The following is a 25,175-nucleotide window of genomic DNA, read 5'->3' as shown; positions in this document are numbered from 1 at the left end:
AGGCCGTTCGCCATCGTGTATTACGCCGCGATCAACCGCCGCCTTGCTGGCGCAGCGTCAGCTTGCTGACGACGGCCGTGACGCCACGCACCTGCTTTGCCGTTTCGACGGCGAGGTGGTCCTGGTCCTCGCTCGCAATCTGTCCGGCCAAGGTCACCTGCCCCGTCTTCGCGTTGCCGAATGCCGTGATCGACGTATCTTCCAGGCCCTTCGTCTTCAACAGCGTCTTTTGAACGGTCTTCGAGAACGCGCGATTCGCGACGCGAATCGACTTTTTCGACGTGGCAGCGGGAGCGGCCGTCGTTGCGTCGGTTGCCGATGCAGCCGCGTCCGCAGCGAACACCTGCGTGCAAGAGAATGCGATAACGGCGGCGAGGCCGCTGCCCATCACGAATTGGCGGAGGTTCATTGTCTTGTCCTTGTCGTTGTAGAAACTGGTTTGCAGGCCATCGAACGAGCTAACGTCGATGCCTGCCAAGGATTAGAAGCGCCGAATGTGTCGTCTGTTTTTCCTCGACGTATCCAAATGTATCGGGATTACAGTTGCATTGCATTCGCTCACGCATAGCGCTTTCATCAGCACGGCCTGATCGTCATCCATATCCGAGCGCGCGGCCAATCCACGTCTCCAGCTCGAATGCCTCGATCGGTTTTTCGATCATGCAAAGCGCCGCGCCCGCCTGCACGCGCTCGCGTATGCGAACCGTGGCGAAGGCGGTAACGAAGATCGTGGGGATGCGCATGCCTTTGCGCTCTAGCGTGTCGAGCAGTTCGATACCGTCCATGTCCGGCATCTGCACGTCGCAGACGAGGCAACGCGTGCGTTCGAGCACGTCGGAAGCAAGCAATTCCGCGCCGGATGCAAAGACGCGTGCCTCCCATCCGAACGAACGCACCAGACTGCTGGCCGCGGCGCGCACGAGGGAATCGTCGTCGACGATGGAAACTAGCTCGTTGTTGTGCAGGGACAAGGACACTCTCGCTGATGACCAGCCAAGCGAATGAGCGGATCCCAATCTTGCCCGGCAGCTTCAGGATAGGGCGCGTCTCACCTGCCCGCCATCATATGATCGTATATGGCCCTACTTGCCGCTTGCCTGGCGTCTTGCAGGCTGGCGGCGAGCGGTTATCGCGGCGTTTGAACGATGCCTAGCGCTTCCATTTTGCGCATCAGTTCCGCAACCGAACGTGAGTTCATCTTGCGCATTGCCTGGCCGCGATGAATCTTCGCGGTGATCTCCGCGATACCCATGTTCGCGGCAATCTGCTTGTTCAACAGCCCCGTTGCGACGAGTTGCAGTACTTCGCGCTCGCGTGGCGTCAGCGACTCCCACGCCGTGCGCATCGCGTGCAGCGAGCGGTCGGACGCGAGACGCCGCGCATCACGCTCCAGCGCGGCAATCACGGCATCGATCATGTCCTGATCGCGGAACGGCTTGGCGAGAAAATCCATCGCACCGGCCTTCATTGCTTTCACCGACATCGCAATGTCGCCGTAGCCCGTCATGAAGATGATGGGCATATGCAGGCGTCCGTCGTCGATCAGCGTTTGCTGCAACGCGAGGCCGCTTTGACCGCGCAGCCGCACGTCGAGTACGAGACACGAAGGAATGGCTGGCTTGTCGGCAGCGAGAAATTCTTCCGTCGACGCGAACGCACGCACGTCGATATCGATCGAGCGTAACAGGCCCGAAAGCGCGCCACGTACGAGCTCATCATCATCGACGACATAAACGAGGCGGGCATCGGACTCAAGAAAACCAGTCTGGAACGGCGTGGATTTGGACATCGTTGATTTTTGCTGTTTTCGATGACGCGAACGTCCGCGCAATCAAGCGGACGGCGATGGTAACAAATGCGATCACGACGGTCCACGAGGCTCATCGGCGAACGCGCGGCAATCATACGATCGTATGCGGCGGCTCAAGACACGAAGCGCGGCAGCGTGAACGTCGCGCGCGTGCCTTTCACTTCGCGCGGCGACAGCGTCAACGTGCCGCCATGTGCTTCGACAATCGAATTGCAGATGGCGAGACCCATGCCCATGCCGTTTTCCTTCGTGGTGAAAAGCGGTTCGAGCAGACGCCCGGCAATCTGCGGATCGATGCCGCTGCCCCGGTCTTCCACCGACACGCAAACAGGCGCCCCGTCATCCGACGTACAGATCAGTCTCAGCTTGCGTTCGCCCTGCGCGAGCGACGCCATCGCTTCGGCGCCGTTCGTCAGCAGATTGATGGCGACCTGCTGCAACTGGATGCGGTCGCCGCGCACCTGCACGGGACAGTCGAGACCGCGCAGCTCCAGCGTGATCGCCATTGCATCGAGTTGCCCGGCGACGAGCGCGGCCGCTTCACGCAGCGCCTCGTTCAGATCGAGCGTGGTGAATTGCGGCTCTGCTCTGCGCGCCTTCGCGCGCAGGCCCTGAATGATCGCCCTTGCCCGCGTCGCGCTCAGGCCGATATGCGTGAGCATCTCGCGGGTCTCGCCGATCTCGGGCGGATTGCGGTTCAGCCAGCGCAACGCCGCGCTCGCCGACGTATCGACGGCAGCGAGCGGCTGGCCAACTTCGTGCACGATCGACGCAACCAGTTCGCCCATCGCCTTCAAACGGCTCGCGCGCTCCAGATCGCCGAGCGCATTGCGCAACTGGTCTTCGGCCTTGGCGCGCTGGCGGTTCTGCTCGAACAGTTCTTCATAGAGGCGCGCGTTTTCGAGCGCGAACGCCGCTTGCGAAGCGACGACTTCGAGCAAGGCCGCTTTCGCCGACGTGAACACGTTCGCCGCGAGATTGTTCTCGATATAGAGCACGCCGACGAGCATCGCGTAACGCATCAGCGGCACGCACAGCACCGAGCGCGGACGATGACGCCGCACGTAGTCGTCCTGCGCATAGGCGGGCGAATCGCACACGTCGTCCAACACGAGCTTTTCCTGCGTGCGCGCGACGGCATGCACGATCGACACAGGCAGCGTCTCCGACGAGAAATCGGCCGCTTCGTGCGAGACGACGATGGCGCCGCCCAGCACGTGCGCGCGCGCCGCCACGCGCCACACGCCGCGTTGCAACAGCACCAGTGCGCCCTGCTCGGCGCCCGCGCTTTCGAGTGCCGTGCGCAACAGCGTTTCGACCAGACGCGCCGGCACGATGTTGCTGGCAAGCGCATTGGAAATCCGCAGCACGGCCTGAACGTCGAGTTCCTGCAGACGGCTCGCGCCCGGCGCGCTGCTATCGGACTCGAAATAGTCCGGATAGTCGGCCTGCAACTGACGCACCTTGGCCGTCGCGCCCCAACGCTGCCACGCGCCGCGAGCATGGTTCAGATACGCTTGCGCGGGCACCTCTTCTTCGCGCGCGGCATGAAAGCGCGCCGCCAGTTCGGCGGCCAATGCTTCGACCTGCGTGAAGCCGTGACGGCGCGCGTGCGACACGGCCTTCGCATACCCTTGCCCGGCTTCGTTCGAAAGGCCCACTGCGCGCAAGTATTCGGCACGCACCAGTTCACGCCGCGCGACGAAGTTCATCGGGCATGCGCGAGCCCACACATCGAGTTGATCCATATGGCGCTGAAGCGCCGCTTGCTGTGCGGCATTGCGCGTGGGCAACGCGAGCAGCGTCAGCGCGCCGTAGTACGGCAACTCGGCGCGCTCCGCGAACGAGCGCGCGAAGTGCGCGCAGGCATCGGCCCGTCGATGCGACTCGACGGCATCATGCAGATCGCCGAACAGCAGCGCGCGTTGCATGCGATACACCCAGTAGGCGAGATCCACCAGCGTGACGGGCGCACCCTCGACGGGGACGGGCGGGGCCTCTTCGTCGGGGTCCGGCGCGCCATCCTGCAACGCCGTGACGAACGCCCACTTCGCGAGAAACGATTTGATGACGAGGCGAAAATTCGCGTCGCGCACCAGCGCAAGACCTCGCGCAATCGTCGCGCGCACGTCGCCGAGGAACTCGCCTGCGAACAGCATCCCCGTGACCTGGTTGCTCGGGCAATACATCGCGAAGGTGTGATCGCCGCTTTGGACGGCGACATCGAACGCACGGCGGATGTAGTCGTGCCCCGCTCTCGCCGGCAACGCCCACGGCACGACGAAGGTGCCGAACACCATATAGACCCGCGCGCGATAACGCGCGAGGCCGCGCTCGTCGACGAGATGCAGCGCCAGCTCGCCGAACGGCAACGCCGCCGTATGGTCGCCGTAGCGCGCGCCGAAAATCTGCTGCATGCACGTGTACACGTTCGCGGACGCATCGGAGTGGCCGTGCTCGATCCCGAGATTGACGGCACGCAGCAGCATCAGGTCGACGAGATCCTGATCCGTGTAGAGCGCGGGTGGAATCAGATCGGCGAAGATGTCGGTGATCGCGCGGCGCAACGGATCGGCGACGATCGGCAGGCGGCGCAGCCCGTCGATGCCATGCTCGTCGAGCCAGCCGCGCAGACGCGCGTATTCGCGGTCGACGTCGTAGACACTCGGGCGCAACGGCACGTCGATGCCCGCTTTGCTCAGGAACGCGAGCCCCACTTGCAGCGCGAGATCGTAGCGGCCGAGCGTCGTGTACAGCGCCGCGCGCAAGCGCGCCAGGTCCGCGCCGAAGATGCCGTCGCCCGCCACCCGCTCCAGCGCCGACAGTCGCGCCTCGGCGGGTTCGAGCGCGCCCGTCATGAACTCCGCCTCGCCGCACAGCATGCGGGCCGTCAGACCGTCTTCGCTAGTGTCGTCGTCGCCGAGAAAGTCGAGCGCGGCGCGAAACAGGCCCAAGGCCGAATGGTGCGCCGTCGCCGCCTTCGCCTGGCGCCCGGCATCGAGATTGAGGCGCGCGAACGCGAGCCGCTCGTCAGGGTCCGTAACGACGGGCCGCGCGAGATTGACCTGCACGGCCATCGCGAACACATCGGCTTGCGCGGCGCGGTGCGCGAGCATCCGCCGCGCGATCTTCAGATGCAGCGGCGCGCGCGCGGCCTTCGGGATCGATGCGTACGCCGCCTCGCGGATGCGGTCGTGCCAGAACACCCAGTCCTCGCCGTCGCGATAAACGCTGCCCGCTTCGAGCGCGGCGTGCAGGCCCTGAACCGCATCACAGGTGGGCAGCGCCGAGGCGATGGCGAGCATCTCGCCCGATGCGCGGTCGCCAAGGCAAGCCAGCGTGCGCAGCACGCACTGCGCGGGCACGGGCAACTGCTCGAGCTTGTGCGTCAGCAGTTCGATGACATTGTCCGCGCCGCGATGGCTCATGATGCGTTCGAGGTGCCATCCCCACGCGCCTGCTTCGAGGTCATATTCGAGCGCGCCTTCGTCGGCGAGCACGCGCAGCAGATGACGAACGAAGAACGGATTGCGCCCGGTCTTGCGGCCGATTTCGTCGGCCAGCGGCGTGAGCGCGTGCATGTCCCGATGCAGCGCGAGCGCGATCAGTTCGCGCAGCGCGTGGTCGTTCAACGGTCCCAGTTCGATGCGCAGCGTGTCGCGCGATTGCGCCAGCGGACCGACCCGCAACGGATGATCCGCGCCGACTTCGTTGCCCCGGAATGCGCCGATGAACAGCAGCGCCACGTCCGTGTGCTTGAACAGGCGCTCGAGCACATGCAGCGTGCCGACGTCCGCCCATTGCAGGTCGTCGAGCAACAGCACGAGCGGGCGCGAGGCCGTCGCGAAGCACGCGATCAGGCGTGCCATGCCTTGCAGCACGCGCTCGCGTTCGAGCGAGGGCTGCGGGTCCGGCGCCTCGCCGATGCCCGGCTGCGAACCGAGCACGGCCGTGAGGGTCGGCAACAGGCCCGCGAGCGTGCGACCGGCCGGCCCGGTCGCTTCACGGATGCGGTTGCGCCACTGCGCGAATTCGTCGTCCGCGCAACCCAGCACGTATTGCAGCAACGGCTCCAATGCCTGCACGAGGATCGCATACGGCGTCGCGCGGCGGCCTTCCTCGCTCTTGCCCGCGGCAAGCAGCGGCGCGTCCGTTCGGCGGATGCGCGCGACGGCTTCCTGCAGCAAGGTCGACTTGCCGATACCGGACGCGCCCGCTATCCATGCGATGCGCGCCTTGCCGCCATCAGCGACGATACGGTAAGCCGTGGTCAATGCTTCGAGTTCTGCTTCACGTCCAAACACACCGTCGGCACGCTGCAGCGATTGCAGCGCGGCGTGTGTATCGAGCGCAAATGATGGGATGTGCCCGGCACGGTCGTGCAGATCCTCGCACCGGCGCAGATCGGCGAGCAGGCTTGCGGCATTGGCATAGCGCTGCCCCGGCGCCTTCTCCAGCAGCTTCATCACCAGTTGCGAGACCTGCGGCGGCACGTGCGCGGCGAACTCGGCGGGCGGACGCGGGCGATGCGTCGCGTGCGCGTGGACGCGCGCGGCGGCATCCGTCGCGCTGTCGAAGGGCACGACACCCGTCAGCAGTTCATAGAGGATGCAACCCAGCGAATAGAGATCGGCCCGTTCGTCGACCCGCACGTTCATGCGCGCGCCAAGCTCGGGCGCCATGTAGATGAAGCTCGCTTCGCACCATTCGAAGTCGGCATCGGGCACGCTCGCCATGTCGTTCAGCGCACACGACGCAAAGCCGAACCCCACCAGCCGAGCCCGGCCCGCTTCGTCGATGAGGAAACTGCGCGGCATCAGCGCGCGATGGACCACGCCCGCCGCGTGCATCGCATTCAATGCGGTCGCGAGGCTCGCAGCCAGCGCGAAGAATGCCTTCAACCCGGCCGGACCTTGCGTGCCCGCGCGCAACAGCTCGCCGCCCGGGTCGGCCAGCACTAGCAACGCGCCGTTGCCATGCGGCTGCAACGTCAGCGGCACGGCGCACCACGCTTCGTGCAACCTGTCCCGCAGTGCGTATTCGCGTTGCAGCGCGGCCAGCTCGGCAGGCGTCGCGTTGGCCCGGCCAACGACGAGAACGGGCGCAGCGCTTTCGGCGACGGCCCGTTGCAGCCTGAGCGCTCCCGCGCTGAGTTCAATGAAGTTTCGGGTAAGAAGATCGATCATGCGATGACGTTGCAGACACAGCGACGGGCATAACAGGCCCGCTACTGTACCGTGCCTGTCACCCCGCAACGCCCGTATGTGACGCCGGGCTCATATTGTGACGTCGGGCGATCGCCGGTCGATCTTCCCGGGCTCAACGCAACGGCCTGAACCCGGCCCGCACTTCCTGGGCGAACAGCAGCGGCTCTTCCCATGCCGCGAAATGGCCGCCCTTGTCGACCTCGTTGAAATAGATCAGGTTGTGATAGCAACGCTCGGCCCAACTGCGCGGCGCCTGATAGATCTCGCCCGGAAAGACGGTGATCGCGGTGGGCAGCGAGATATCGACGGCGTTGAAGTTGTTCGAGTGGTCTTCCCAATAGATCTGCGCCGACGACGTCGCGCTGTCGGTCAGCCAGTACAGCGAGATGTCGTCGAGAATCTCGTCGCGCGTCAACGAGCGCTCGGGCACGCCGCCGCTATAGGTCCACTGCGAAATCTTGTCGTACATCCACGCGGCCTGGCCGGAGGGCGAATCGGCGAGCGCATAGCCAACCGTTTGCGGACGCGTGACCATCATCGCCGAATAACCGCAGTTGTCGCGATAGAACACGGCGAGCTTCTCGTATGCGTTCTTCTCCTTGGGCGACAGGCCGGCCGGCGCGGGATCGCCGAGCGCCAGCGAACGCGCGATATCAGCCGGGACGGTGGCGGGCATGTTCACATGAATGCCGATCAAACCCTTGACGTGCTGCATCGCCATGCGGTGCGACACCACGGAGCCGCAATCGCCGCCTTGCGACACGAAGCGCGTATAACCAAGCCGCTCCATCAGCACGCCCCATGCGCGCGCGATGTGATCCGAGCCCCAGCCCGGGGTGGTCGGCTTGCCCGAAAAGCCGAAGCCGGGCAAGGACGGCACGACCACATGGAAGGCATCGTCGGCGCTGGCGCCGTAGGCGGTCGGGTCGGTGAGCGGACCGATTGCCTTGATGAGTTCGAAGATCGAACCCGGCCAGCCATGCGTCATGATCATCGGCATCGCGTTCTTGTGACGCGAGCGGACATGGATGAACTGGATATCCAGCCCGTCGATCTCCGTCACGAACATCGGCAAGGCGTTCAGCTTCGCTTCGCCCTTTCGCCAGTCGTATTCGCTGCCCCAGTATTGAACGAGTTGCTGCATGCGCGCGAGCCGCACGCCCTGGGATTCGTCGGTGACCGTTTCCTTACCTGGCCAGCGCGTTTTAGCCAGACGCTGGCGTAAATCAGCGAGATCGCTATCGGGGATATTGGCTTTGAATGGACGGATATTCCCGGCGCTATTAGCGGCGTAAATCGCTTCGGGAAATAACGCAAATGCGCCCGCTACCGCCGTGGCGGCCAGCACGTTACGCCGCATCGGCGAGAACGGAGTTGAAGACATGCTTTGTCATCCTGTTTCCAAGGAGTGGGCATCGACGTGCATGACGCTATGCACATCGATGTGAGCGAACTGGCAGAGCAATGCATGACCGCTTGCGAAGCGAATGGCCCGAAGCGTCCCACTCATTAGAAGCGACGAATGTATCTCGCGTTTGTCCGCGATGTACCTGTTCGTAACAGGCTGGCGTTAAAACACCAGGAATAACTTAAAGTTGCACGCGGGAATAAACAAAGGAATCGATATAGGCAAGCGTGCATATCATACGTTCGTTTGGATTGACCCTTGACCCCATAGCCGCGATTATTCCAGCGCAATAGCAAACAGAGGAATGCGATGAGTCAGCATCGACACGACAGCGATGATCCACAGGCAGGCAAGCGTCCTTCCCCGATGGAGCCGCAATCGGATTCGAATGCGGCTCCGAAGGCCGCGCCCGCCGATGACCGTTACCCCCGCTTCAGCACCGCCGACATCGAAAAGATGATGCGCTTCGGCATGATTGAGCATTGGCGCGCAGGCGAGGTGATGTTCCGCATCGGCCAGCCGGGACTCGGCATGCGCGTGCTGCTGCGCGGGCGTGCAAGGCTGTCGCGGCGCGATGGGCTCGGCCGGTCGCAGACCATCGTCGAGCTGGGCGCAGGCCAGTTCCTCGGCGAAGTGGCGCAGCTCACAGGCAAGCCCGCGCTCGCCGATGGCCTCGCACTCGACGACGTTGACGCACTGATGATTCCGCCGCAGCAGATCCGCGACATGCTCGTCGCGGAAGCGCACCTGGGCGAGCGGATCATGCGCTCGCTGGTGCTGCGCCGTTTCGGTCTCGTGCGCGAAGGCGCTGGCCCCGTGCTGATCGGACGTTCCGGCGATCTCAGGCTGCTCGCGCTCGAAGGGCTGCTGCATCGGCTCGGTCATCCGTACTCCGTCGCGGACCCCGCGACCGATGCCGACATCCGCGACCTGCTCGAAGACTGGGGCGTATGGCACGACGACGTGCCCGTCGTCGTGCTCGCGGACGGCACGCTGCTGCGAGACCCCGATGAGCGTCAACTGGCCGCGCGGCTGGGCCTGCTGCCCGAACTCGACTCGGCGCGCACCTATGATGTTGCCGTAGTCGGCGCGGGGCCAGCCGGCCTCGCCGCTGCCGTGTATGCGGCATCCGAGGGACTGTCGGTGATCGTGTTCGACAGCCACGGCCCAGGCGGACAGGCAGGCGCCAGCGCGCGGATCGAGAACTACCTCGGCTTTTCGACGGGCGTGTCGGGCCGCGAGCTGGCGGCGAACGCGTTCGCACAAGCAGTGAAGTTCGGCGCGGAAGTCGTGATCCCCACCCGCATCGACCGGCTCGACTGTGCGCAGGCGCCGCTTCAGCTCGAACTGCAAGGCGGCCAGCGCATCTCGTCGCGCACGGTCGTGATCGCGACGGGGGCGGCGTACCGGAAGCCTGACATCGAAGGCCTCGATGAAGTCGCAGGCCGTGGCGTCTACTACTGGGCTTCGTCGATCGAAGGACGTCTGTGCCGTGGCGCGGAAGTGGTCCTCGTCGGCGGCGGCAACTCGGCGGGTCAGGCCGCCGTGTTCCTGTCGACACACGCGAGCCGTGTCCACATATTGATTCGCGGCGACAGTCTCGAGTCGAGCATGTCGCGCTATCTTATGGACCGTATTGCTTCGCTGGGTAACGTGGTGCTGCATACACGGACCGTCGTCGCGTCCGTCAGAAGCGACGAATGGGGCCTCGAAGCCGTCACATGCAGCACGCCCGAAGGCGAGCGCGTATTCGATACGCGGCACCTGTTCCTGTTCACGGGCGCGAACCCCAACACGCAATGGCTGCGCGATTGCAGCGTCGAGATCGACGACCGGGGCTTCGTCAAAACGGGCCTCGCGGCGGGCGTGCGCGCCGATACGGCATGCTTCGCGCTGCAGACCAACGTACCCGGCGTGTTTGCGATCGGCGATGTGCGCAATGCATCGGCGAAGCGCGTTGCGGCGGCGGTGGGCGACGGCGCCGCTGTCGTCGCGGAGATTCATCAGTTTCTGAGCGCTCCGTTGCCCGTCGCATGAGCACGCCGTTCGCATGAACCGGACGGGTTTGGGGTGAAACCCAGCGTAACCTATACGAACGTATGCGGTTGCCCATCCGTATGAATCAGCTGGCTAGATGCAGATTGTATGGAACACATGCAGCCCGCAGTCTAATCTTTGCACATCGATGCTTTGAAGCGGCGATCGGTCAGCTTGCCTTGCGTTAGCGAAGCAAGCCCGAACGACTCTGACAAAAAAACTGTACGAAAAAAAGGAGTACGCACATGCAAGACACGGTGAATCTGCGCCGCCGTCGACTGATCGGGACGACTGCGGCAGGCATCGGGCTGCTGGAACTGGGACTTGGCAACCTCGCGCACGCGCAAGCCACGAAGAGCGCGCACGCCGCAAAGAAAGCGGCTCACCATACGTCGTTCGATGCGATCCAGCAGATCGACGCGGGCACGCTAAACGTCGGCTACGTGGACATGGGCCCGAAGGACGGACAGCCCGTCATCCTGTTGCATGGGTGGCCGTACGACATCTACGCGTTCGTAGACGTCGCGCCGATCCTCGCTGCGGCGGGTTATCGCGTGATCGTGCCGTTTCTGCGCGGCTACGGCTCGACCCGCTTTCTTGCCAACGAAACGCCGCGCAACGGCCAGCAGGCCGTGGTCGCCGTCGACATCATCGCGCTGATGGATGCGCTGAAGATCGATCAGGCCATCTTCGGCGCATTCGACTGGGGCGCGCGCACGGCGTGCATCATCGCTGCACTGTGGCCGCAGCGCTGCAAGGGGCTGGTGTCGGTGAGCGGCTATCTGATCGGCAGCCAGGAAGCAAACCGCAAGCCCTTGCCGCCCAAGGCGGAGTTCGCGTGGTGGTATCAGTTCTATTTCGCCACCGAGCGCGGCGAACTGGGCTACGCGGCCAACCGCAACGACTTCAACCGGCTGATCTGGCAACTCGCGTCGCCCAAATGGCATTTCGACGATGCCACCTATCACCGCACGGCGGCATCGTTCAACAACCCCGATCACGTCGCCGTGGTGATTCACAACTACCGTTGGCGTCTGGGCCTCGTGCAAGGCGAGCCGCAATACGACGAGATCGAGCAGCGTCTCGCGGCTCTGCCCACCATCGGTGTGCCGACCATCACGATGGAAGGCGACGCGAACGGCGCGCCGCATCCCGATCCGTCCGCGTACGCGAAGATGTTCACGGGCAAGTATCAGCACCGCAACGTGAGCGGCGGCATCGGCCACAACCTGCCGCAGGAAGCGCCTCAGGCATTTGCCGAGGCCGTCCTGCAAGTCGCTCGCCTTTGATCCCGGATGCGTTCAAGCATGACACGCCAATCGTCGCCCCTGACCTGACATCATGGACAAACCCGACCACGTTCTGATCGTCGACGAGGACCGCGGCATGCGCGAGTTCGTCGCCAGCTATCTGGAGAAAAACGGCATGCGCGTATCGCTCGCGTCCAGCGGACGCGACATGCACGCCTTGCTCGACCGGCATACGCCCGATGTGATCCTGCTCGACGTGATGCTGCCGGGCGAAGACGGCCTCGCGCTATGCCGTGGGCTGCGCGCGGGGCGTCATCGTGCCGTACCCGTGATGATGGTGACCGAGCATTGCGATGAGATGGACCGGATCATCGGCCTGGAGATGGGCGCCGACGACTATCTGGCCAAGCCGTGCGCCGTGCGCGAGCTGCTCGCACGCATCCGCGCGGTGCTGCGGCGCACGCGCATGCTGCCGCCCGGCATGCTGGTGGAGGAGTCGACGGAGATGCTGAGCTTCGGCGACTGGCGGCTCGATACGACGGCGCGTCACCTGCTCGACACAGAGGATGCTGTGGTCGCGTTGAGCGGCGCGGAATACCGGCTGCTGCGCGCCTTTCTCGATCACCCGCAACGCGTGCTGACGCGCGACCAGCTGCTCAATCTCACGCAGCGGCGCAACGCCGAACCGTTCGATCGTTCGATCGACCTGCTGGTCAGCCGTCTGCGGCAAAGGCTCCGCGACGTCGCCCGCGTGCCGCGCTACATCAAGACGCTGCGCAACGAAGGCTATGTGTTTTCGTCGACGGTGAAGGCTGTCGAAGAAGCGCGCGCGCGGCAGCATGCCTGATGCGTGGCGCAGTTCCAGCGTCGTCAGCGTCTTGTGGCGCATGACGGCGTTTTAGCCACGCCTGCGTCCAGAAGAAGGCCGCCCCGGCCGTCGTTTGTATCGCCATGTATCCGGCGGCGCAGCCGATACATCGCGATACGCACCCTCACCTTCCTGAAATTCGCCGGATACATGTGCGGGCTTTAATCCGTCACAAGGGCACGCGCGAGATCGACATGCGCTGCGTGCAGACCGGTTGAATCAACCGTTTCCGGATCAGGAGGTCGATTCCATGTTACTCATCGTCATTGCGTTTCTGGGCGGGGTGCTCACCATCCTGAGCCCATGTATCTTGCCCGTCGTGCCATTCGTCTTCGCCCGTTCCGACAAGCCGTTCGTGACGGGCCGGCTGCCGTTGCTGCTCGGCCTGGCTATCACGTTCGCGCTCGTCACGGGCGTCGGCATTGCCGGCCTGAGCGGGGCCGCGCAACTGAACCACTACGGGCGCTGGGTATCGCTCGCGCTGTTCGGCGTGTTCGGCGCATCGCTGCTGTTCCCGGCGCTCGCGGCGCGTCTGTCGCGCCCGTTCTTTGGGATCGGCAACCGCGTCGCCGCGCTGTCGCAAATGCGCGGCACACGTTTCCAGATCGGCTCCGCGCTGCTGCTCGGCGTGGCGACGGGCTTGCTGTGGGCGCCTTGCGCGGGCCCGATTCTCGGCCTGATTCTCACGAGCGCCGCGCTGCATGGCGCGACCTGGGCGACGGCGGCAGCATTGACCGCGTACGCGCTCGGCGCGGCGAGTTCGCTCGCCGTCGTGTCGGGGCTCGGCAAGCAGGCGCTCGATGGGCTCAAGCGATCGCTCGGTCTCGGCGAGCGCGTGCGCCGCGCGATGGGCGCGCTGGTGCTGTTGAGCGTCACGGCCATCGGCTTCGGCTTCGATACACGCGCCCTTGCGCAGTTGCCGTCGGCATCGACGACGGGCGTCGAGAGCCGGCTGGTCGGCCTGCTTGGTTCCGACCACGCGCAACAGCCGCGCACGCTGAAGCCGCCCATCCAGCGCATCAGCGCGAAGGTGCCGTCCGCGCTGCCTGTCGAAGGCCATCTGCCTTCGCTCGATGGCGCCGAGAGCTGGCTCAACTCGCCGCCGCTCACGAGCGACGCGTTGCGCGGCAAGGTCGCCGTCGTCAACTTCTGGACGTATTCGTGCATCAACTGCCTGCGCACGCTGCCGTATCTGAAGACGTGGTCGGACCGCTATCGTAACGATGGTCTCGTGGTGGTCGGCGTGCATACGCCGGAGTTCGCCTTCGAGCACGATCCGTCGAACGTGAAGCGCGCCGTCGCCGACCTCGGCGTGCACTACCCCGTCGCGATCGACAATGGGTACAAGATCTGGCAAGCGTTCGGCAATCAGTACTGGCCGGCGTTCTATATCGTCGATGCGCAAGGTCGCATCCGTTATCACCATTTCGGCGAAGGCGGCTATGCCGAAGCCGAGAAGGTGATCCAGCAGCTGCTGGCGGAGTCGGGACACACGATGCAGGCGCGCGATCTGCCGCCCATTCAGGGCGCCGGCGCGCAGGCGGCCGCGGATAACCCGAACGTCGAATCGGGCGAGACCTATGTGGGTTATCAGCAGGCGCGCGGCTTCGCGTCGCCGGAAAACCTCCGGCCCGACGACGTCGCCGCGTACACCGTGCCGTCGCAATTGCAGCTCAATAGCTGGGCATTCGGCGGGAAGTGGATCGTGGGCGGCGAAGCGGCCGTGCTCGACGACGCGCATGGACGCATCGCCTACCGCTTCCACGCACGCGATCTGCATCTCGTGCTCGGCCCCGGCGTGAATGGCAAGCCCGTGCGGTTTCGCGTCACGATCGACGGGGCGGCTCCCGGCGACTCGCATGGCGCCGATGTCGCCGCCGACGGCAGCGGTGTCGTGACGAGCGCCCGCTTGTATCAACTCGTGCGTCAGCACGACGCCGTGCGCGACCGGACCTTCACGATCGAGTTCCTCGATCCGGGTGTGCAGGCTTTCTCGTTCACGTTCGGTTGACACGCTCAGTCAGCGCTTCAGGCAACGCCACTGCGCTTTCGCGGTGCAGTGGCGTTTGTCATTGGCAACCCGCTGCCTGAGATTTGTAGCGCAATGTATATATCGCCGATCGAGAAATACTGGCTTACATTCCGGCGCGTTCTGGAAACAAGCCAGATACGTGAGCGGGTTCAAATAACGACACGCAAGGTTGATTCATGACAGTGCGACTGACCGGGCGAGAAGGCATCGCGCATGCAATGCGCAAAGCGCGATGACCGCCCGGAATGACATCAACGCAGACCCGCTTCACTACTGGAGAAGTACTCATGAAACTCGTTCAATCCCTCATCGTTGCAGCCTTGATCGCCGCTCCCGCTGTGTCGTTCGCGCAGTCGAACCAACCCGTGACCCGCGCCCAGGTGCGCGCCGAGCTGGTTCAGTTGCAGCAGGCCGGCTACAACCCGGCCAGCGACAACACCCAATATCCGACGAACATCGAAGCCGCGCTGTCGCGCATCCAGGCTGAAAAGGGTGCTGCGTATGGCGGCGTCGCAGCGGGTCAATCGAACTCGGGCGCGCATCGCGACACCGCACAAACGCCCGCTCCGCAGCAAGATGTGCTGGGTCTCGAACCGATCTACGCGCACTCGTGATCGCCGCTGCTCCGTTTCCGATGCATGCACATGCGTCGTAACGGAGCGCCCAACTGACGCAGCAGAAAAACATCTATCGATAACGCGGTACTCAGGGGCAACACAATGACAAGAAGCTTCAGGACCTTCCTCGCGTTCGCCACGATGCTGTGCGGACTTTTCGCGTTGCAGACTGCGCACGCGGCCACGCAAGCCGATCTCAAAGGTACCAGTGTCGTTCTCGTGCACGGAGCATTCGCCGACGGGTCGAGCTGGAACCGCGTGATCCCGTTACTCGAAGCACATGGGCTGCACGTTGTCGCCGTGCAGAATCCGTTGAGCTCGCTCGCCGACGATGTCGCGGCGACGAAGCGCGTCATCGATCAGCAGAAAGGACCCGTGGTGCTGGTCGGTCATTCGTGGGGCGGCGTGGTCATCAGCCAGGTGGGCAACGACGAGAAGGTCAAGTCGCTCGTCTACGTCGCGGCCTTCGCGCCCGACGCCAACCAGTCGATCGCCGACATCACGCAAGGCATGAAGCCGCCCGTATGGGCGAATGAACTGCAAAAGGATTCGGCCGGCTATCTCACGCTGTCGGACAAGGCCGTGCGCGACGACTTCGCGCTTGACCTGCCCGCAGGCCAGCAACGCATCGTCGCCGCGACGCAAGGGCCGTGGTTTTCCGGCTGCGTGAACGACAAGGTGACGCAGGCCGCCTGGCACGAGAAACCGTCGTACTTCGTGATTCCCGGCCGCGACAAGATGATCGATCCGCATCTGCAAGCGAAGATGGCGACGCAGATCCATGCGCAGGTGACGCGCGTCGACGCGAGCCACGTCGCGATGCTGAGCCAGCCCGAAGCCGTCGCCAACGCGATTCTCGCGGCGGCACGCAACGCGCACTAAGGCAGAGGCGCGCGACATGAAGACCATCATGATGGACGGTCCTGGGGGGCCGGAGAAGCTTCGGCTGGTCGAATGCGGCGAACCTGTTGCTGGCCCGGGTGAAGCCGTCGTCGAAGTGGATGCCGCAGGCGTCAATTTCATGGACATCGGCGTGCGGCGCGGCGGCATCTGGTCGACGATGGCGAATCCGAAACCGCTGGGCGTCGAAGGCGCGGGACGCGTGTTGAGTGTTGGCGACAACGTCGCGGATATCCGGCCGGGACAGCGTGTCGCGTGGGTCTATGCGCCCGGCAGCTACGCACAGCGTATCGCGATACCCGCTGTATCGCTCGTCCCCATTCCCGACGCAATCGATCACACCACCGCCGCCGCCGTGATGATGCAGGGCCTCACGGCCAGTCACTTCGCGACGGACTTCTACCCTGTCCGGCAAGGCGACATCGCGCTGGTGCATGCGGCGGCGGGCGGCCTCGGGCTGTTGCTCACGCAGATCATCAAACAGCGCGGCGGCATGGTGATCGGCCGCGTGTCGCATGAAGACAAGATCGAAGCCGCGCGGCAAGCGGGCGCCGATCATGTGATCGTCGACAGCGAAGGCCGGTTCGCCGACGAAGTCATGCGCGTCACCGACGGCGAAGGCGTGCATGTCGTCTACGACGGTTCGGGACCGGCGACGTTTCAGGGTTCGCTCGCATCGCTGCGGCGCTCGGGCACGTTCTGCTGGTATGGGCCGGTACTGGGCGCGGCCGGCCCGCTTCATATCATGAGCCTGCCGAAGAGCATCAAGATCGGCTACGCGACGTTCGCCGATCACGTCCACACCCCTGCCCTGTTGCGCGCGCGTGCGAAGCAGCTGTTCGACTGGATCATCGCGGGCGTGCTCGACGTGCGGATCGGCGGCGTCTATCCGCTTGCGGATGCTGCACGAGCGCATGCCGATATGGAGAGCCGCAGGACCACGGGCAAGCTGCTGCTGATTCCCTAGGCGATGCAGTCCGGCACAGGCGCATGCGACTCATGGCCTTCGACGCGCATCACGGCGGCCGAAAACAGATAGCCTTCGTTGCGCAGCGTCTTGATGTAGCGTCCGTCGCGCACGCCGTCCTGCAGCCGCTGTCGCACGCGGCTCACGAGCAGATCGATCGAGCGGTCGAGCAGGTCGGCGTGACGGCCTTGCGTCAGGTTCAGCAACTGGTCGCGCGTGAGCACGCGGTTCGGATGATCGAGGAACACTCGCAACAGCCGATACTCCGCGCCGCTCAACGCGACCACCGTGCCTTCGGGATCGAGCAGACGGCGCGCTGCCGTGTCGAGCCGCCACTCGCCGAAACGCAGGACGGTGGCCGATTCCGCGACGCGCATGCCGGGCGGCAGCATGTTCGTGCGGCGCAGGACGGCGCGAATGCGCGCCAGCAGTTCGCGGATCACAAACGGCTTGGACAAAAAGTCGTCGGCGCCCAGTTCGAGGCCGACGATGCGATCCGCTTCGTCGTGACGCGCGGACAGCATGACGACGGGTATCGCGCGAAATTCGCCTGCGCGCAATTCGCGGCACAGCGACAGGCCATCCGCATCCGGCAACCTCGCGTCGAGGACGATGAGATCGGGCATGTCGCGCTCGAGCGCCGCGCGCATGTCGCGCCCGCTGGACGCGTGCGATACCCGCATGCCATTGCGTTGCAAATAGATGGCGACGAGTTCGCGGATCTCACGATCGTTATCGACGATCAACACGTGTTCGAGCTTCTTCATGACTGATCCAACGACTGCGGCTACGGCACCGGCAAGGCGCGCTGCTTCCGGCTCGCACTGATGGCGCGACCGCGCTGACAGCAGCACGGTCGTCGCCTTCGTACGCGCATGTATCCGGCCCACACCCGCCGATACAAAACATTGCCTGCGAGCCACTTCACGACATGTGACGGATACATTCCGCTGCTCAAATGAGCAACGTCGACACGCGTCACGCCGGCCACCGGGTGCGGGTTAATGTGCCGCGCATGGTGGCAGGAACGCATCGTTGACACAACAGCAACTGTGCTCACTCCTTGTTGCCCTATGAGCAACACTCGAGATTTCATGGGTCTGACAACGATGCGAACAATCAATCACCAGCGCCTGAGATATTTCTACGCGGTCCTGACGCAAGGATCGATTCGCGGCGCCGCCGACGACATGAACACGTCGCCGTCGGTCATCACGCGACAGATCCGGCTGCTCGAAGAGGAACTGGGCGTCACGCTGTTCGAGCGCGGTGCCAAAGGCGCGCGGCCGACGGAACCGGCGGCGCATCTGCTGGAGTTCTGGGAGGGGTGCCAGTCGCAGCAGGAGAGACTCGAAGACCAGTTGCATGCATTTCGCGGCCTGCGTCATGGACGGGTGCAGTTGGCTGTGAGCGAAGGTTTCGTCGATACGCTGACCGAGGATGTGCTTGCGCCGTTCTGCGCGAAGTATCCTGCGCTGACGATCGAGATGAGCATGCTGGCTCGTGATGGCATTGTCGAAGAGGTGGCTGAAAGCCGGGCGCATATCGGGCTGGCTTATAACCCGCCGCCGCATCCGCGGCTTGAGTGTCTTGCGAGTTCGGTTCAGCGGGCGGTTTTGCTGTTGCGGCGGGAGCATCCGCTTGCGATGCGGAAGCGGGCCGCTACGATTCAGGATTTGCGGGCGTTTCCGCTGGCGTTGATGCCGCAGACGTTTGGGATCGGACACGCGGTGAAGATGCTTGAAGTTGCCGAAGGCATGCAGATCGAGCCGGCTATGACGACTAATTCGCTTGCTGTGCTTAAACGTATGGTTGCTGTGGAGAATTTTGTCACGTTGATTGGGGAGTTTGCGGCGCGGCGTGAAGTGGCAAGCGGTGAACTTACGACGGTGCCCGTCGATCATCCTGTTTTTCAGAGTACGCACGCGCGGTTGATCGTGAAGACGGGGCGTCTGCTTACGCCTGGGCCGATGGAATTGCTCAAGTGGATTCAGCGGCGGCTTTCCGTGTTTTCGGTGGAAGGTGTCCACATGCACTAGTGGGGTTCTTGTCTGCGACTGCTGGGGGGGTTTGGTTTGGCCGCTGCGCGGGCATCTGGTTTGGTTTGCTTGTATTTGCGCTGGCATCCGCGTTTTGTTAGCGTGCTTCACGCGTTGCCCCTGTGCGGGGCGGCACCTACTTTTCTTTGCCGCCGCAAAGAAAAGTAGGCAAAAGAAAGCGGCTAACACCGCCAACATTTCTTCTTGCCTGAGGGCCCCCGAAGGGTCTTACGCCTCACACGGCAATCACGTGACCCACGTTCGTTGCCAGCGCTCTTGCGCTGCGCCTCACCCGCTTCATGCGCCCACGTTGCAGCGTGCCGTGTCAGATATTCCACCGCCGCCCAGGTGGCAAACTGTGTGTAGGCCGTAGTACTCCACACGCCTCACTTCGGACCAATAGCGCTCGCGTTCCACCATGTACGAGCGCTAACGTGTATGCCGCGACAACCTACACACAGTTTGCCACCTGGGCGGCACTAACCGTTCGCTGCCGTTAGCAGTTATGCGGGCAGTTGAAGCGGGTGAGGCGTTTATTCAAAGCGTTGGCAACGAACGTGGGTCACGTGATTGCCGTGTGAAGCGTAAGACCCTTCGGGGGCCCTCAGGAAAAAAACAAGAACTGGCGGTGTTAGCCGCTTTCTTTTGCCTACTTTTCTTTGCGGCGGCAAAGAAAAGTAGGTGCCGCCCCGCACAGGGGCGACGCTTGAAGCACGAAGGCAAAACGCGGATGCCAACTCAAAAACAAGCACACCACCCAGCGTCGGCAGACAAATCGCGGAAGCCAGCCCGCACCCACAAGCAAACCAAACCGCCCGCGCCGCGAAGGCGCCACACTAAGCCCTCTCTACAAGCAAATCCTCAATCATCACCGGCAACCTCCGCACCCTGACACCCGTAGCATGATGCACGGCATCCGTAATCGCCGCCGCGACCCCAGCAAGCCCAATCTCGGCAATCCCACGCGCGCCCAGCTCGTTGAACACAGGATCGGGATAATCCAGAAACGTCACATCGAGCGCCGGCGTATCCGCATGCGAAGCGATGATGTAGTCAGCAAGATTGCTATTGATCGGCGCACCGCTTTGCGCGTCATACATCGTATGTTCGAAGAGGGCCATGCCAACACCCATCACCACAGCCCCTTCAATCTGATTGCGCCCGGCCCGCGGATTCAGAATCCGCCCCGCGTCGATCACCGTCACGATGCGGCTCACGCGCAGCCGCACCGTCTCCGGCTGCCACGTCACCTCGGCGAAATGCGCGCCATACGAGTAGATCGAATAGTGCTTCTTCAGCGGATCGTCGAAGCCGCCCTGCGCACTGCCCTTACCTGACGCCGCGTGCATCTTCGCGGCCTGCAGGATCTGCGCGAACGGCACGCCCTTCTCCACCGCGTCCGTCTTGCGATACACACGTCCCGCGCCGAACGCAAGCGCGTCCTTGTCGGCACCCTTGAATGGCGACTCGTCGACAGCGACGGCCCGCGCCAACACCATGTCCGTTGCCGCACGCGCCGCCTGCAGCACGGCGGGAATCACGGAAGCCGTCGCCGCCGAGCCGCCCGATATCGGTCCCACGGGCAGCATCGTATCGCCGAGCGCGACTTCGATCCTGTCGAGCGGAATGCCCGTGTGCCCCGCGACCAGTTGCGCGAGGATCGTGTACGTGCCCGTGCCGATGTCCTGCGTGCCGCACACGACGCGCGCCGTGCCGTCCGCGAGCAGATCGACGCTCGCCTCGGCGGAAAAACGCAGCCCCGGCCAGCCGCATGCGCCGACGCCCCAGCCGAGTGTCAGCCCGTCGCGTGTCATCGAACCGACTTCGGACGTGCGCTGCGCCCAGCCGAACTTCTCCGCGCCCGTCGTCAGACACTCAACCAAATGCCGCGACGAAAACGGCAGACCCGTCGATTCGTCAACCTTCGGCTCGTTCCTCAAACGGAATTCGACAGGGTCGATATCGAGCTTGCGCGCCAGTTCGTTCATCGACGATTCGAGCGCGTAGAGTCCCGGCACCGCGCCCGGTCCGCGCATCGCGGTCGGCGATCCAACGTTGCGCCGCACGAGACCTGAACTCACACGCAGATTCGGCACGCTGTACAAAAACGGGGTGATCTCGCCGCAGCTTTCCTCGTAGTCGTCAGCGATCGCAGTGTGGTTCACGTAATCGTGGCGAATCGACGTGAGCTTGCCGCCGCGATCAGCGGAAAGACGCATGCGCTGCTGCGTCGTCGGACGATGCCCGACGTTCTGGAACATCATCTTGCGGCTCACGACCAGCTTCACCGGCTGCCCCGTTTGCCGCGACGCCGCCGCCGCGAGCAGCGAGTGCGGCCACATCCACAGCTTGCCGCCGAAGCCCGAGCCGAGATAACGCGAGATCACGCGCACTTTCTCTTTCGGCAGGCCGAGCATCTGCATCAGCGTGCCCTGATGGTTCGACACAGCCTGCGTGGTCTCGTAGAACGTGTAGCCCTCGCCGTCCCACTGCGCGACAGTAGCGTGCAGTTCGATCGGATTATGTGTTTCGACGGGCGTCACATACGTCTCGTCGAGCGTCACTTCGCTTGTGTCGAATGCGGATGCCGCATCGCCGCGCTCGCTCTGGACATGCGGCTCGCCCTTCGCTTCAAGCTCGTCGCTGACGTCGTGCGCCGTCTTTTCATAGCCGACTTTCACGGCGGCCGCGGCGTTGCTCGCGGCCTCGAATGTCTCGGCGACGACGACGGCCACATACTGGCCGTAATAGCGGATCACGTCGTCCTCGAACGGCGGGCGCGCTTCGTCGACGAAGCCCGTCTCCATCGAATTACCCGAAATGCGATAGAAGCGGCCGATGTTGCCGCGATGCAGAACCACGCGCACGCCGGGCATCGCCTGAGCGGCAGCGAATTCGAGCGACGTGACACGCCCGCTCGCGATCGTCGCGCACACGGGCACCGCGTACAGCATGTCGGGCAAATCGATATCGGAGGTGTACTGCGCGCCGCCGCTCACTTTCAGCGGACCGTCGATGCGTGACTGCGGCTGCCCAATGATGGACAGCAAAGAATCGGACACAGTGGACATGGAAAGAAGTCCTCGAAAAAGTTTCAGACGGACTGCATGACCTGCGTCAATGCATGTATCAGGCAGCGCCTCGATAGTTCGATCTTGAAGCCGTTCTGGCTCTGCGCTTTCGCATTCGCGAGCGCGGCGTCGGCGGCGCGCGCAAAGCTCGCCGCATCGGGCACGGCGCCCGCGAGTTCGGCTTCGGCTTCGCGCGCGTGCCACGGCTTCGTGCCGACGCCGCCGAGCGCAACATGCGCGCGCGTGATACGCCCGTCGGCCACATTGACGACGACGGCCGCCGAAGCCAGCGCGAATTCATACGACGCGCGGTCGCGCAGCTTCAGATACAGCGACCGGCTGCCCGGAATCGGAGGCAACGTGACATGTGTGACGAGATCGCCCGGTTCGAGCACGGTTTCGCGCTCCGGTGTGTCGCCCGGCAGCAGGTAGAAATCGTCGATCGGAACACTGCGCGCGCCCTTCGTCCCGTGAATCTGAACCGTCGCGCCGAGTGCCGCGAGCGCGACGTTCATATCCGACGGATTGGTTGCAATACATGCGTCGCTCGTACCGAGAATTGCCATCGTCCGGTTGAAGCCGGTGATCGCGGCGCAGCCGGAACCGGGCACGCGCTTGTTGCACGGCATCGCGGTATCGCGGAAGTAGACGCAGCGCGTGCGTTGCAGCAGGTTGCCGCCCGTCGTCGCCATGTTGCGCAGTTGCGCGGACGCGCCCGCCAGCAGCGCCTGCGACAGCACCGCATACGGCTCGTGAATCAGCGGATGCAGCGCGAGGTCGGCATTACGCACCAGCGCGCCGATACGCACGCCACCCTCGTCGGTTATTTCGACGCGGTCGAGCGGCAGCCGGCTGATATCGACCACGCGCGCCGGTTTCTCCACATCGAGTTTCATCAGATCGAGCAGCGTCGTGCCGCCCGCGAGAAAGCGCACCTGTGCGCCCTGCTGCGCGGTCTGCGACGCGGCGCCTGCGACGATCGCGTCGCGCATGTCGTTCGCGCGCGAAAGCTGGAACAGTTCCATCGTGGCCTCCTAGCGCTTGCCGCGCACGGTCTGGATGGCCGTCACGATGTTCTGATAGGCGCCGCAGCGGCACAGGTTGCCGCTCATCGCTTCGCGCACGTCGGCGTCATCGGGGCCGATCGCTTCGTCGAGCAGCGCGACGGCCGACATGATCTGGCCGGACGTACAGTAGCCGCACTGGTAGCCGTCGCATTCGACGAACGCGGCCTGCATCGGATGCAGCGCATCGGGCTCGCCGATGCCTTCGATGGTCGTGATCGTGTCGCCTTCGTGCGTCGCCGCGAAAGACAGACACGAGTTCTCGCGGCGGCCGTTCACGTGCACCGTGCACGCGCCGCACTGGCCGTGGTCGCAGCCTTTTTTCGTGCCTGTCAGATGCAGATGCTCGCGCAACGCGTCGAGCAGGGTCGTGCGCGGATCGAGCGCGAGCGCGTAAGACGTGCCGTTCACGTTCAGTTCGACGGGAATCGTGACGCTCGACGACGGCTGCGCGTGTGGCGTGTCGCCAGGTGGATTGGCTTCCTGCGGAGTGACTTCGGGTCGGGCGATGGTGTGGGGCATCGGGAAATCTCCATGCAGCAATCGGAAGGGGACGATCGGAAGGAAGACGGTCGAATGCCAGATGGCGCGCGTCACGATCGCGCGACGCCGTCGCCGTATCGTGGAGCACCGATGGACAAGCGAAAAGTATAGGCGCCGATCCGTGGACGCGCCGGTGGCGTGCTTCGAACCCTCCGCGTTTCAAACGCCCTGCGCTTCTGACCGTCCGAATGCCGGATCGAATCTCAAATCGATCGACAGAGTGATCAGGCGCAGCAAGCGCAATACCCGGCCTCGCGCGCACCGCTGCAAAAATCTGTAACCGTTACATCTGCCCCTTACAGCGCACAGATCACTCAACTCATTCAGAATGATTTTTATTCAAGGGGCATGTCTTTGAACAATCTGAAGAACAACCCGCGCCACCGTCTGAAACCGTTGCTGCTGATGGGTGCGGCCTGCGCTGCGCTGTCGGCCCGCAGCGCGTCGGCGCAGGAAATTGCCCTGTACGGCGGCTGGCTGAGAGGTGCGAGCACGAACACCTATTCATGGGCGATCGACTATACGGAAGGCTTTGGAAGATACGTCGCGGGCAGCATCACATGGCTGAACGAAGGCCATATGCCGGACCATCATCGCGATGGCCAGGCGGTGCAGATCTGGGGGCGTCTGCCGCTCGCGCAGAACCGTTTCGTGTTTGCGCTCGGCGTCGGACCGTATCGTTACTTCGATACGGAAGCCGCCGAACAGGGCCAAGGCTACTCGAACACGCACGGCTGGGGCGGCCTGTTCAGCGCGCGGGCGACGTGGTACACGTCGCACCGCTGGACGACGAGCCTGCAGCTCAACCGCATACAGGTGTCGCGCGGACCTTCGACGACGGCCGTACTGCTCGGCGTCGGCTATCAGCTCGACGCGCCCGAAGAGCCGGGACCGCGCGCCTGGGCCCTGCCGCGTACGCATGACGTAACGAACAACGAAGTCACGGTGATGGTTGGAGAGACCATTCTCAACAGCCTCGAATCGCAGACGTCCATGGCCGAGTCGATCGAATACCGGCGCGGGCTCACGCATTGGCTCGACGGCACGCTCGGTTATCTGCATGAAGGCGACGGCCTGAAAGCGCGCCGCGACGGCCTCACGGCACAGCTATGGCTGACGCGCGCGTTTCTCGACGATCACCTGACGCTCGGCTTCGGCGCGGGCGCGTACGCCGCGATCCATCACGGCGAGGATCCGGACGAACGCCCGACGGGCGACGGCATCCTGTCGGGCATTGTCTCGGCGTCGGCCTCGTATCGCTTCACGCAACACTGGGCGGCGCGCGTGACGTGGAATCGCGTCGTCACGCGCTATAGCCGCGATACGGATGTGCTGATGGGTGGTATCGGATATCGGTTCTAG

Annotated in this window: 18 protein-coding genes; 9 read left to right on the top strand and 9 right to left on the bottom strand. The window is 64.0% G+C overall.

Translation table 11 applies throughout. The annotated features are described in order from the left end of the window. Nucleotides 1-31: 31 nt before the first annotated feature. The 5 genes from SB822_RS32725 to SB822_RS32705 all read right to left on the bottom strand — a co-directional run bounded on the left by SB822_RS32725 (nt 32) and on the right by SB822_RS32705 (nt 8,401). Nucleotides 32-409, bottom strand: a complete 378-nt coding sequence (locus tag SB822_RS32725; protein ID WP_007743324.1) for a BON domain-containing protein — start codon at nt 407-409, stop codon at nt 32-34. 184 nt (nt 410-593) lie between these two features. Next, nucleotides 594-971, bottom strand: coding sequence for a response regulator transcription factor (locus SB822_RS32720; RefSeq protein WP_007743325.1), 378 nt, complete (start codon nt 969-971; stop codon nt 594-596). A 155-nt stretch (nt 972-1,126) separates the two neighbouring features. Then, a complete protein-coding gene (locus SB822_RS32715) occupies nt 1,127-1,789 on the bottom strand; it encodes a response regulator transcription factor (protein WP_410856494.1) in 663 nt (220 codons plus the stop codon). Between the two features lie 134 nt (nt 1,790-1,923). Then, nucleotides 1,924-6,996 carry an AAA family ATPase gene (locus tag SB822_RS32710; RefSeq protein WP_410856493.1) on the bottom strand — a complete coding sequence of 1,691 codons (5,073 nt, stop codon included), beginning with the start codon at nt 6,994-6,996 and terminating at the stop codon, nt 1,924-1,926. Nucleotides 6,997-7,129: 133 nt separating this feature from the next. Continuing rightward, nucleotides 7,130-8,401 carry an epoxide hydrolase family protein gene (locus tag SB822_RS32705; protein WP_410856492.1) on the bottom strand — a complete coding sequence of 424 codons (1,272 nt, stop codon included), beginning with the start codon at nt 8,399-8,401 and terminating at the stop codon, nt 7,130-7,132. 333 nt (nt 8,402-8,734) lie between these two features. Here SB822_RS32705 and SB822_RS32700 point away from each other — a divergent pair, with 333 nt between their 5' ends. The 7 genes from SB822_RS32700 (at nt 8,735) to SB822_RS32670 (ending at nt 17,096) form a co-directional block, all read left to right on the top strand. Further along, nucleotides 8,735-10,462 (top strand): FAD-dependent oxidoreductase, encoded by a 1,728-nt coding sequence (locus tag SB822_RS32700; protein WP_410856491.1) that lies wholly within the window; start codon nt 8,735-8,737, stop codon nt 10,460-10,462. A 245-nt stretch (nt 10,463-10,707) separates the two neighbouring features. Further along, a complete protein-coding gene (locus tag SB822_RS32695; protein WP_007743335.1) occupies nt 10,708-11,751 on the top strand; it encodes an alpha/beta fold hydrolase in 1,044 nt (347 codons plus the stop codon). A 52-nt stretch (nt 11,752-11,803) separates the two neighbouring features. Next, nucleotides 11,804-12,559 carry a response regulator gene (locus tag SB822_RS32690; protein WP_410856490.1) on the top strand — a complete coding sequence of 252 codons (756 nt, stop codon included), beginning with the start codon at nt 11,804-11,806 and terminating at the stop codon, nt 12,557-12,559. Nucleotides 12,560-12,830: 271 nt separating this feature from the next. Beyond that, on the top strand, nt 12,831-14,591 hold the full coding sequence (locus SB822_RS32685; RefSeq protein ID WP_410856489.1) for a cytochrome c biogenesis protein DipZ: 1,761 nt from the start codon (nt 12,831-12,833) through the stop codon (nt 14,589-14,591). Between the two features lie 308 nt (nt 14,592-14,899). After that, entirely contained in the window at nt 14,900-15,226 is a 327-nt protein-coding gene (locus tag SB822_RS32680; protein ID WP_007743338.1) for a DUF4148 domain-containing protein, read from the top strand. Between the two features lie 105 nt (nt 15,227-15,331). Then, on the top strand, nt 15,332-16,111 hold the full coding sequence (locus SB822_RS32675; RefSeq protein WP_410856488.1) for an alpha/beta fold hydrolase: 780 nt from the start codon (nt 15,332-15,334) through the stop codon (nt 16,109-16,111). 16 nt (nt 16,112-16,127) lie between these two features. Further along, nucleotides 16,128-17,096, top strand: coding sequence for a quinone oxidoreductase family protein (locus SB822_RS32670; RefSeq protein ID WP_410856487.1), 969 nt, complete (start codon nt 16,128-16,130; stop codon nt 17,094-17,096). Here SB822_RS32670 and SB822_RS32665 read toward each other — a convergent pair. After that, nucleotides 17,093-17,863: a response regulator gene (locus SB822_RS32665; protein WP_410856486.1), complete on the bottom strand. Its 771-nt coding sequence runs from the start codon at nt 17,861-17,863 to the stop codon at nt 17,093-17,095. The two genes, SB822_RS32670 and SB822_RS32665, sit on opposite strands and share 4 nt — an antisense overlap. Before the next feature lie 342 nt (nt 17,864-18,205). On the opposite strand from SB822_RS32665, the gene SB822_RS32660 reads away from it, so the two are divergent. Further along, nucleotides 18,206-19,135, top strand: coding sequence for a LysR family transcriptional regulator (locus SB822_RS32660; RefSeq protein ID WP_410856498.1), 930 nt, complete (start codon nt 18,206-18,208; stop codon nt 19,133-19,135). Between the two features lie 836 nt (nt 19,136-19,971). Here the strand turns inward: SB822_RS32660 and SB822_RS32655 are convergent. Genes SB822_RS32655 through SB822_RS32645 form a run of 3 tightly spaced genes read right to left on the bottom strand, consistent with a single transcriptional unit; the run spans nt 19,972 to nt 23,792 of the window. Further along, nucleotides 19,972-22,206: a xanthine dehydrogenase family protein molybdopterin-binding subunit gene (locus tag SB822_RS32655; protein WP_410856485.1), complete on the bottom strand. Its 2,235-nt coding sequence runs from the start codon at nt 22,204-22,206 to the stop codon at nt 19,972-19,974. A gap of 23 nt (nt 22,207-22,229) precedes the next feature. Further along, the gene (locus tag SB822_RS32650) at nt 22,230-23,231 is read right to left on the bottom strand and encodes an FAD binding domain-containing protein (protein WP_410856484.1); all 1,002 of its coding nucleotides are present in this window, start codon (nt 23,229-23,231) and stop codon (nt 22,230-22,232) included. 9 nt (nt 23,232-23,240) lie between these two features. Then, nucleotides 23,241-23,792 carry a (2Fe-2S)-binding protein gene (locus tag SB822_RS32645; protein WP_410856483.1) on the bottom strand — a complete coding sequence of 184 codons (552 nt, stop codon included), beginning with the start codon at nt 23,790-23,792 and terminating at the stop codon, nt 23,241-23,243. Between the two features lie 369 nt (nt 23,793-24,161). Here SB822_RS32645 and SB822_RS32640 point away from each other — a divergent pair, with 369 nt between their 5' ends. After that, nucleotides 24,162-25,175 carry a hypothetical protein gene (locus tag SB822_RS32640; RefSeq protein WP_007746239.1) on the top strand — a complete coding sequence of 338 codons (1,014 nt, stop codon included), beginning with the start codon at nt 24,162-24,164 and terminating at the stop codon, nt 25,173-25,175.

It is taken from the genome of Paraburkholderia sp. SIMBA_054 (assembly GCF_046534875.1).
Classification (GTDB): Bacteria; Pseudomonadota; Gammaproteobacteria; order Burkholderiales; family Burkholderiaceae; genus Paraburkholderia; species Paraburkholderia hospita.
This window is presented reverse-complemented; position numbering and strand designations above follow the sequence as displayed.

Bases quoted from the DNA above. Each gene is read 5' to 3' on its own strand.
- SB822_RS32725 (WP_007743324.1), bottom strand. From the start codon at position 409: ATGAACCTCCGCCAATTCGTGATGGGCAGCGGCCTCGCCGCCGTTATC.
- SB822_RS32715 (WP_410856494.1), bottom strand. From the start codon at position 1,789: ATGTCCAAATCCACGCCGTTCCAGACTGGTTTTCTTGAGTCCGATGCC.
- SB822_RS32710 (WP_410856493.1), bottom strand. From the start codon at position 6,996: ATGATCGATCTTCTTACCCGAAACTTCATTGAACTCAGCGCGGGAGCG.
- SB822_RS32705 (WP_410856492.1), bottom strand. From the start codon at position 8,401: ATGTCTTCAACTCCGTTCTCGCCGATGCGGCGTAACGTGCTGGCCGCC.
- SB822_RS32700 (WP_410856491.1), top strand. From the start codon at position 8,735: ATGAGTCAGCATCGACACGACAGCGATGATCCACAGGCAGGCAAGCGT.
- SB822_RS32695 (WP_007743335.1), top strand. From the start codon at position 10,708: ATGCAAGACACGGTGAATCTGCGCCGCCGTCGACTGATCGGGACGACT.
- SB822_RS32690 (WP_410856490.1), top strand. From the start codon at position 11,804: ATGGACAAACCCGACCACGTTCTGATCGTCGACGAGGACCGCGGCATG.
- SB822_RS32685 (WP_410856489.1), top strand. From the start codon at position 12,831: ATGTTACTCATCGTCATTGCGTTTCTGGGCGGGGTGCTCACCATCCTG.
- SB822_RS32680 (WP_007743338.1), top strand. From the start codon at position 14,900: ATGAAACTCGTTCAATCCCTCATCGTTGCAGCCTTGATCGCCGCTCCC.
- SB822_RS32675 (WP_410856488.1), top strand. From the start codon at position 15,332: ATGACAAGAAGCTTCAGGACCTTCCTCGCGTTCGCCACGATGCTGTGC.
- SB822_RS32670 (WP_410856487.1), top strand. From the start codon at position 16,128: ATGAAGACCATCATGATGGACGGTCCTGGGGGGCCGGAGAAGCTTCGG.
- SB822_RS32665 (WP_410856486.1), bottom strand. From the start codon at position 17,863: ATGAAGAAGCTCGAACACGTGTTGATCGTCGATAACGATCGTGAGATC.
- SB822_RS32660 (WP_410856498.1), top strand. From the start codon at position 18,206: ATGCGAACAATCAATCACCAGCGCCTGAGATATTTCTACGCGGTCCTG.
- SB822_RS32655 (WP_410856485.1), bottom strand. From the start codon at position 22,206: ATGTCCACTGTGTCCGATTCTTTGCTGTCCATCATTGGGCAGCCGCAG.
- SB822_RS32650 (WP_410856484.1), bottom strand. From the start codon at position 23,231: ATGGAACTGTTCCAGCTTTCGCGCGCGAACGACATGCGCGACGCGATC.
- SB822_RS32645 (WP_410856483.1), bottom strand. From the start codon at position 23,792: ATGCCCCACACCATCGCCCGACCCGAAGTCACTCCGCAGGAAGCCAAT.
- SB822_RS32640 (WP_007746239.1), top strand. From the start codon at position 24,162: ATGTCTTTGAACAATCTGAAGAACAACCCGCGCCACCGTCTGAAACCG.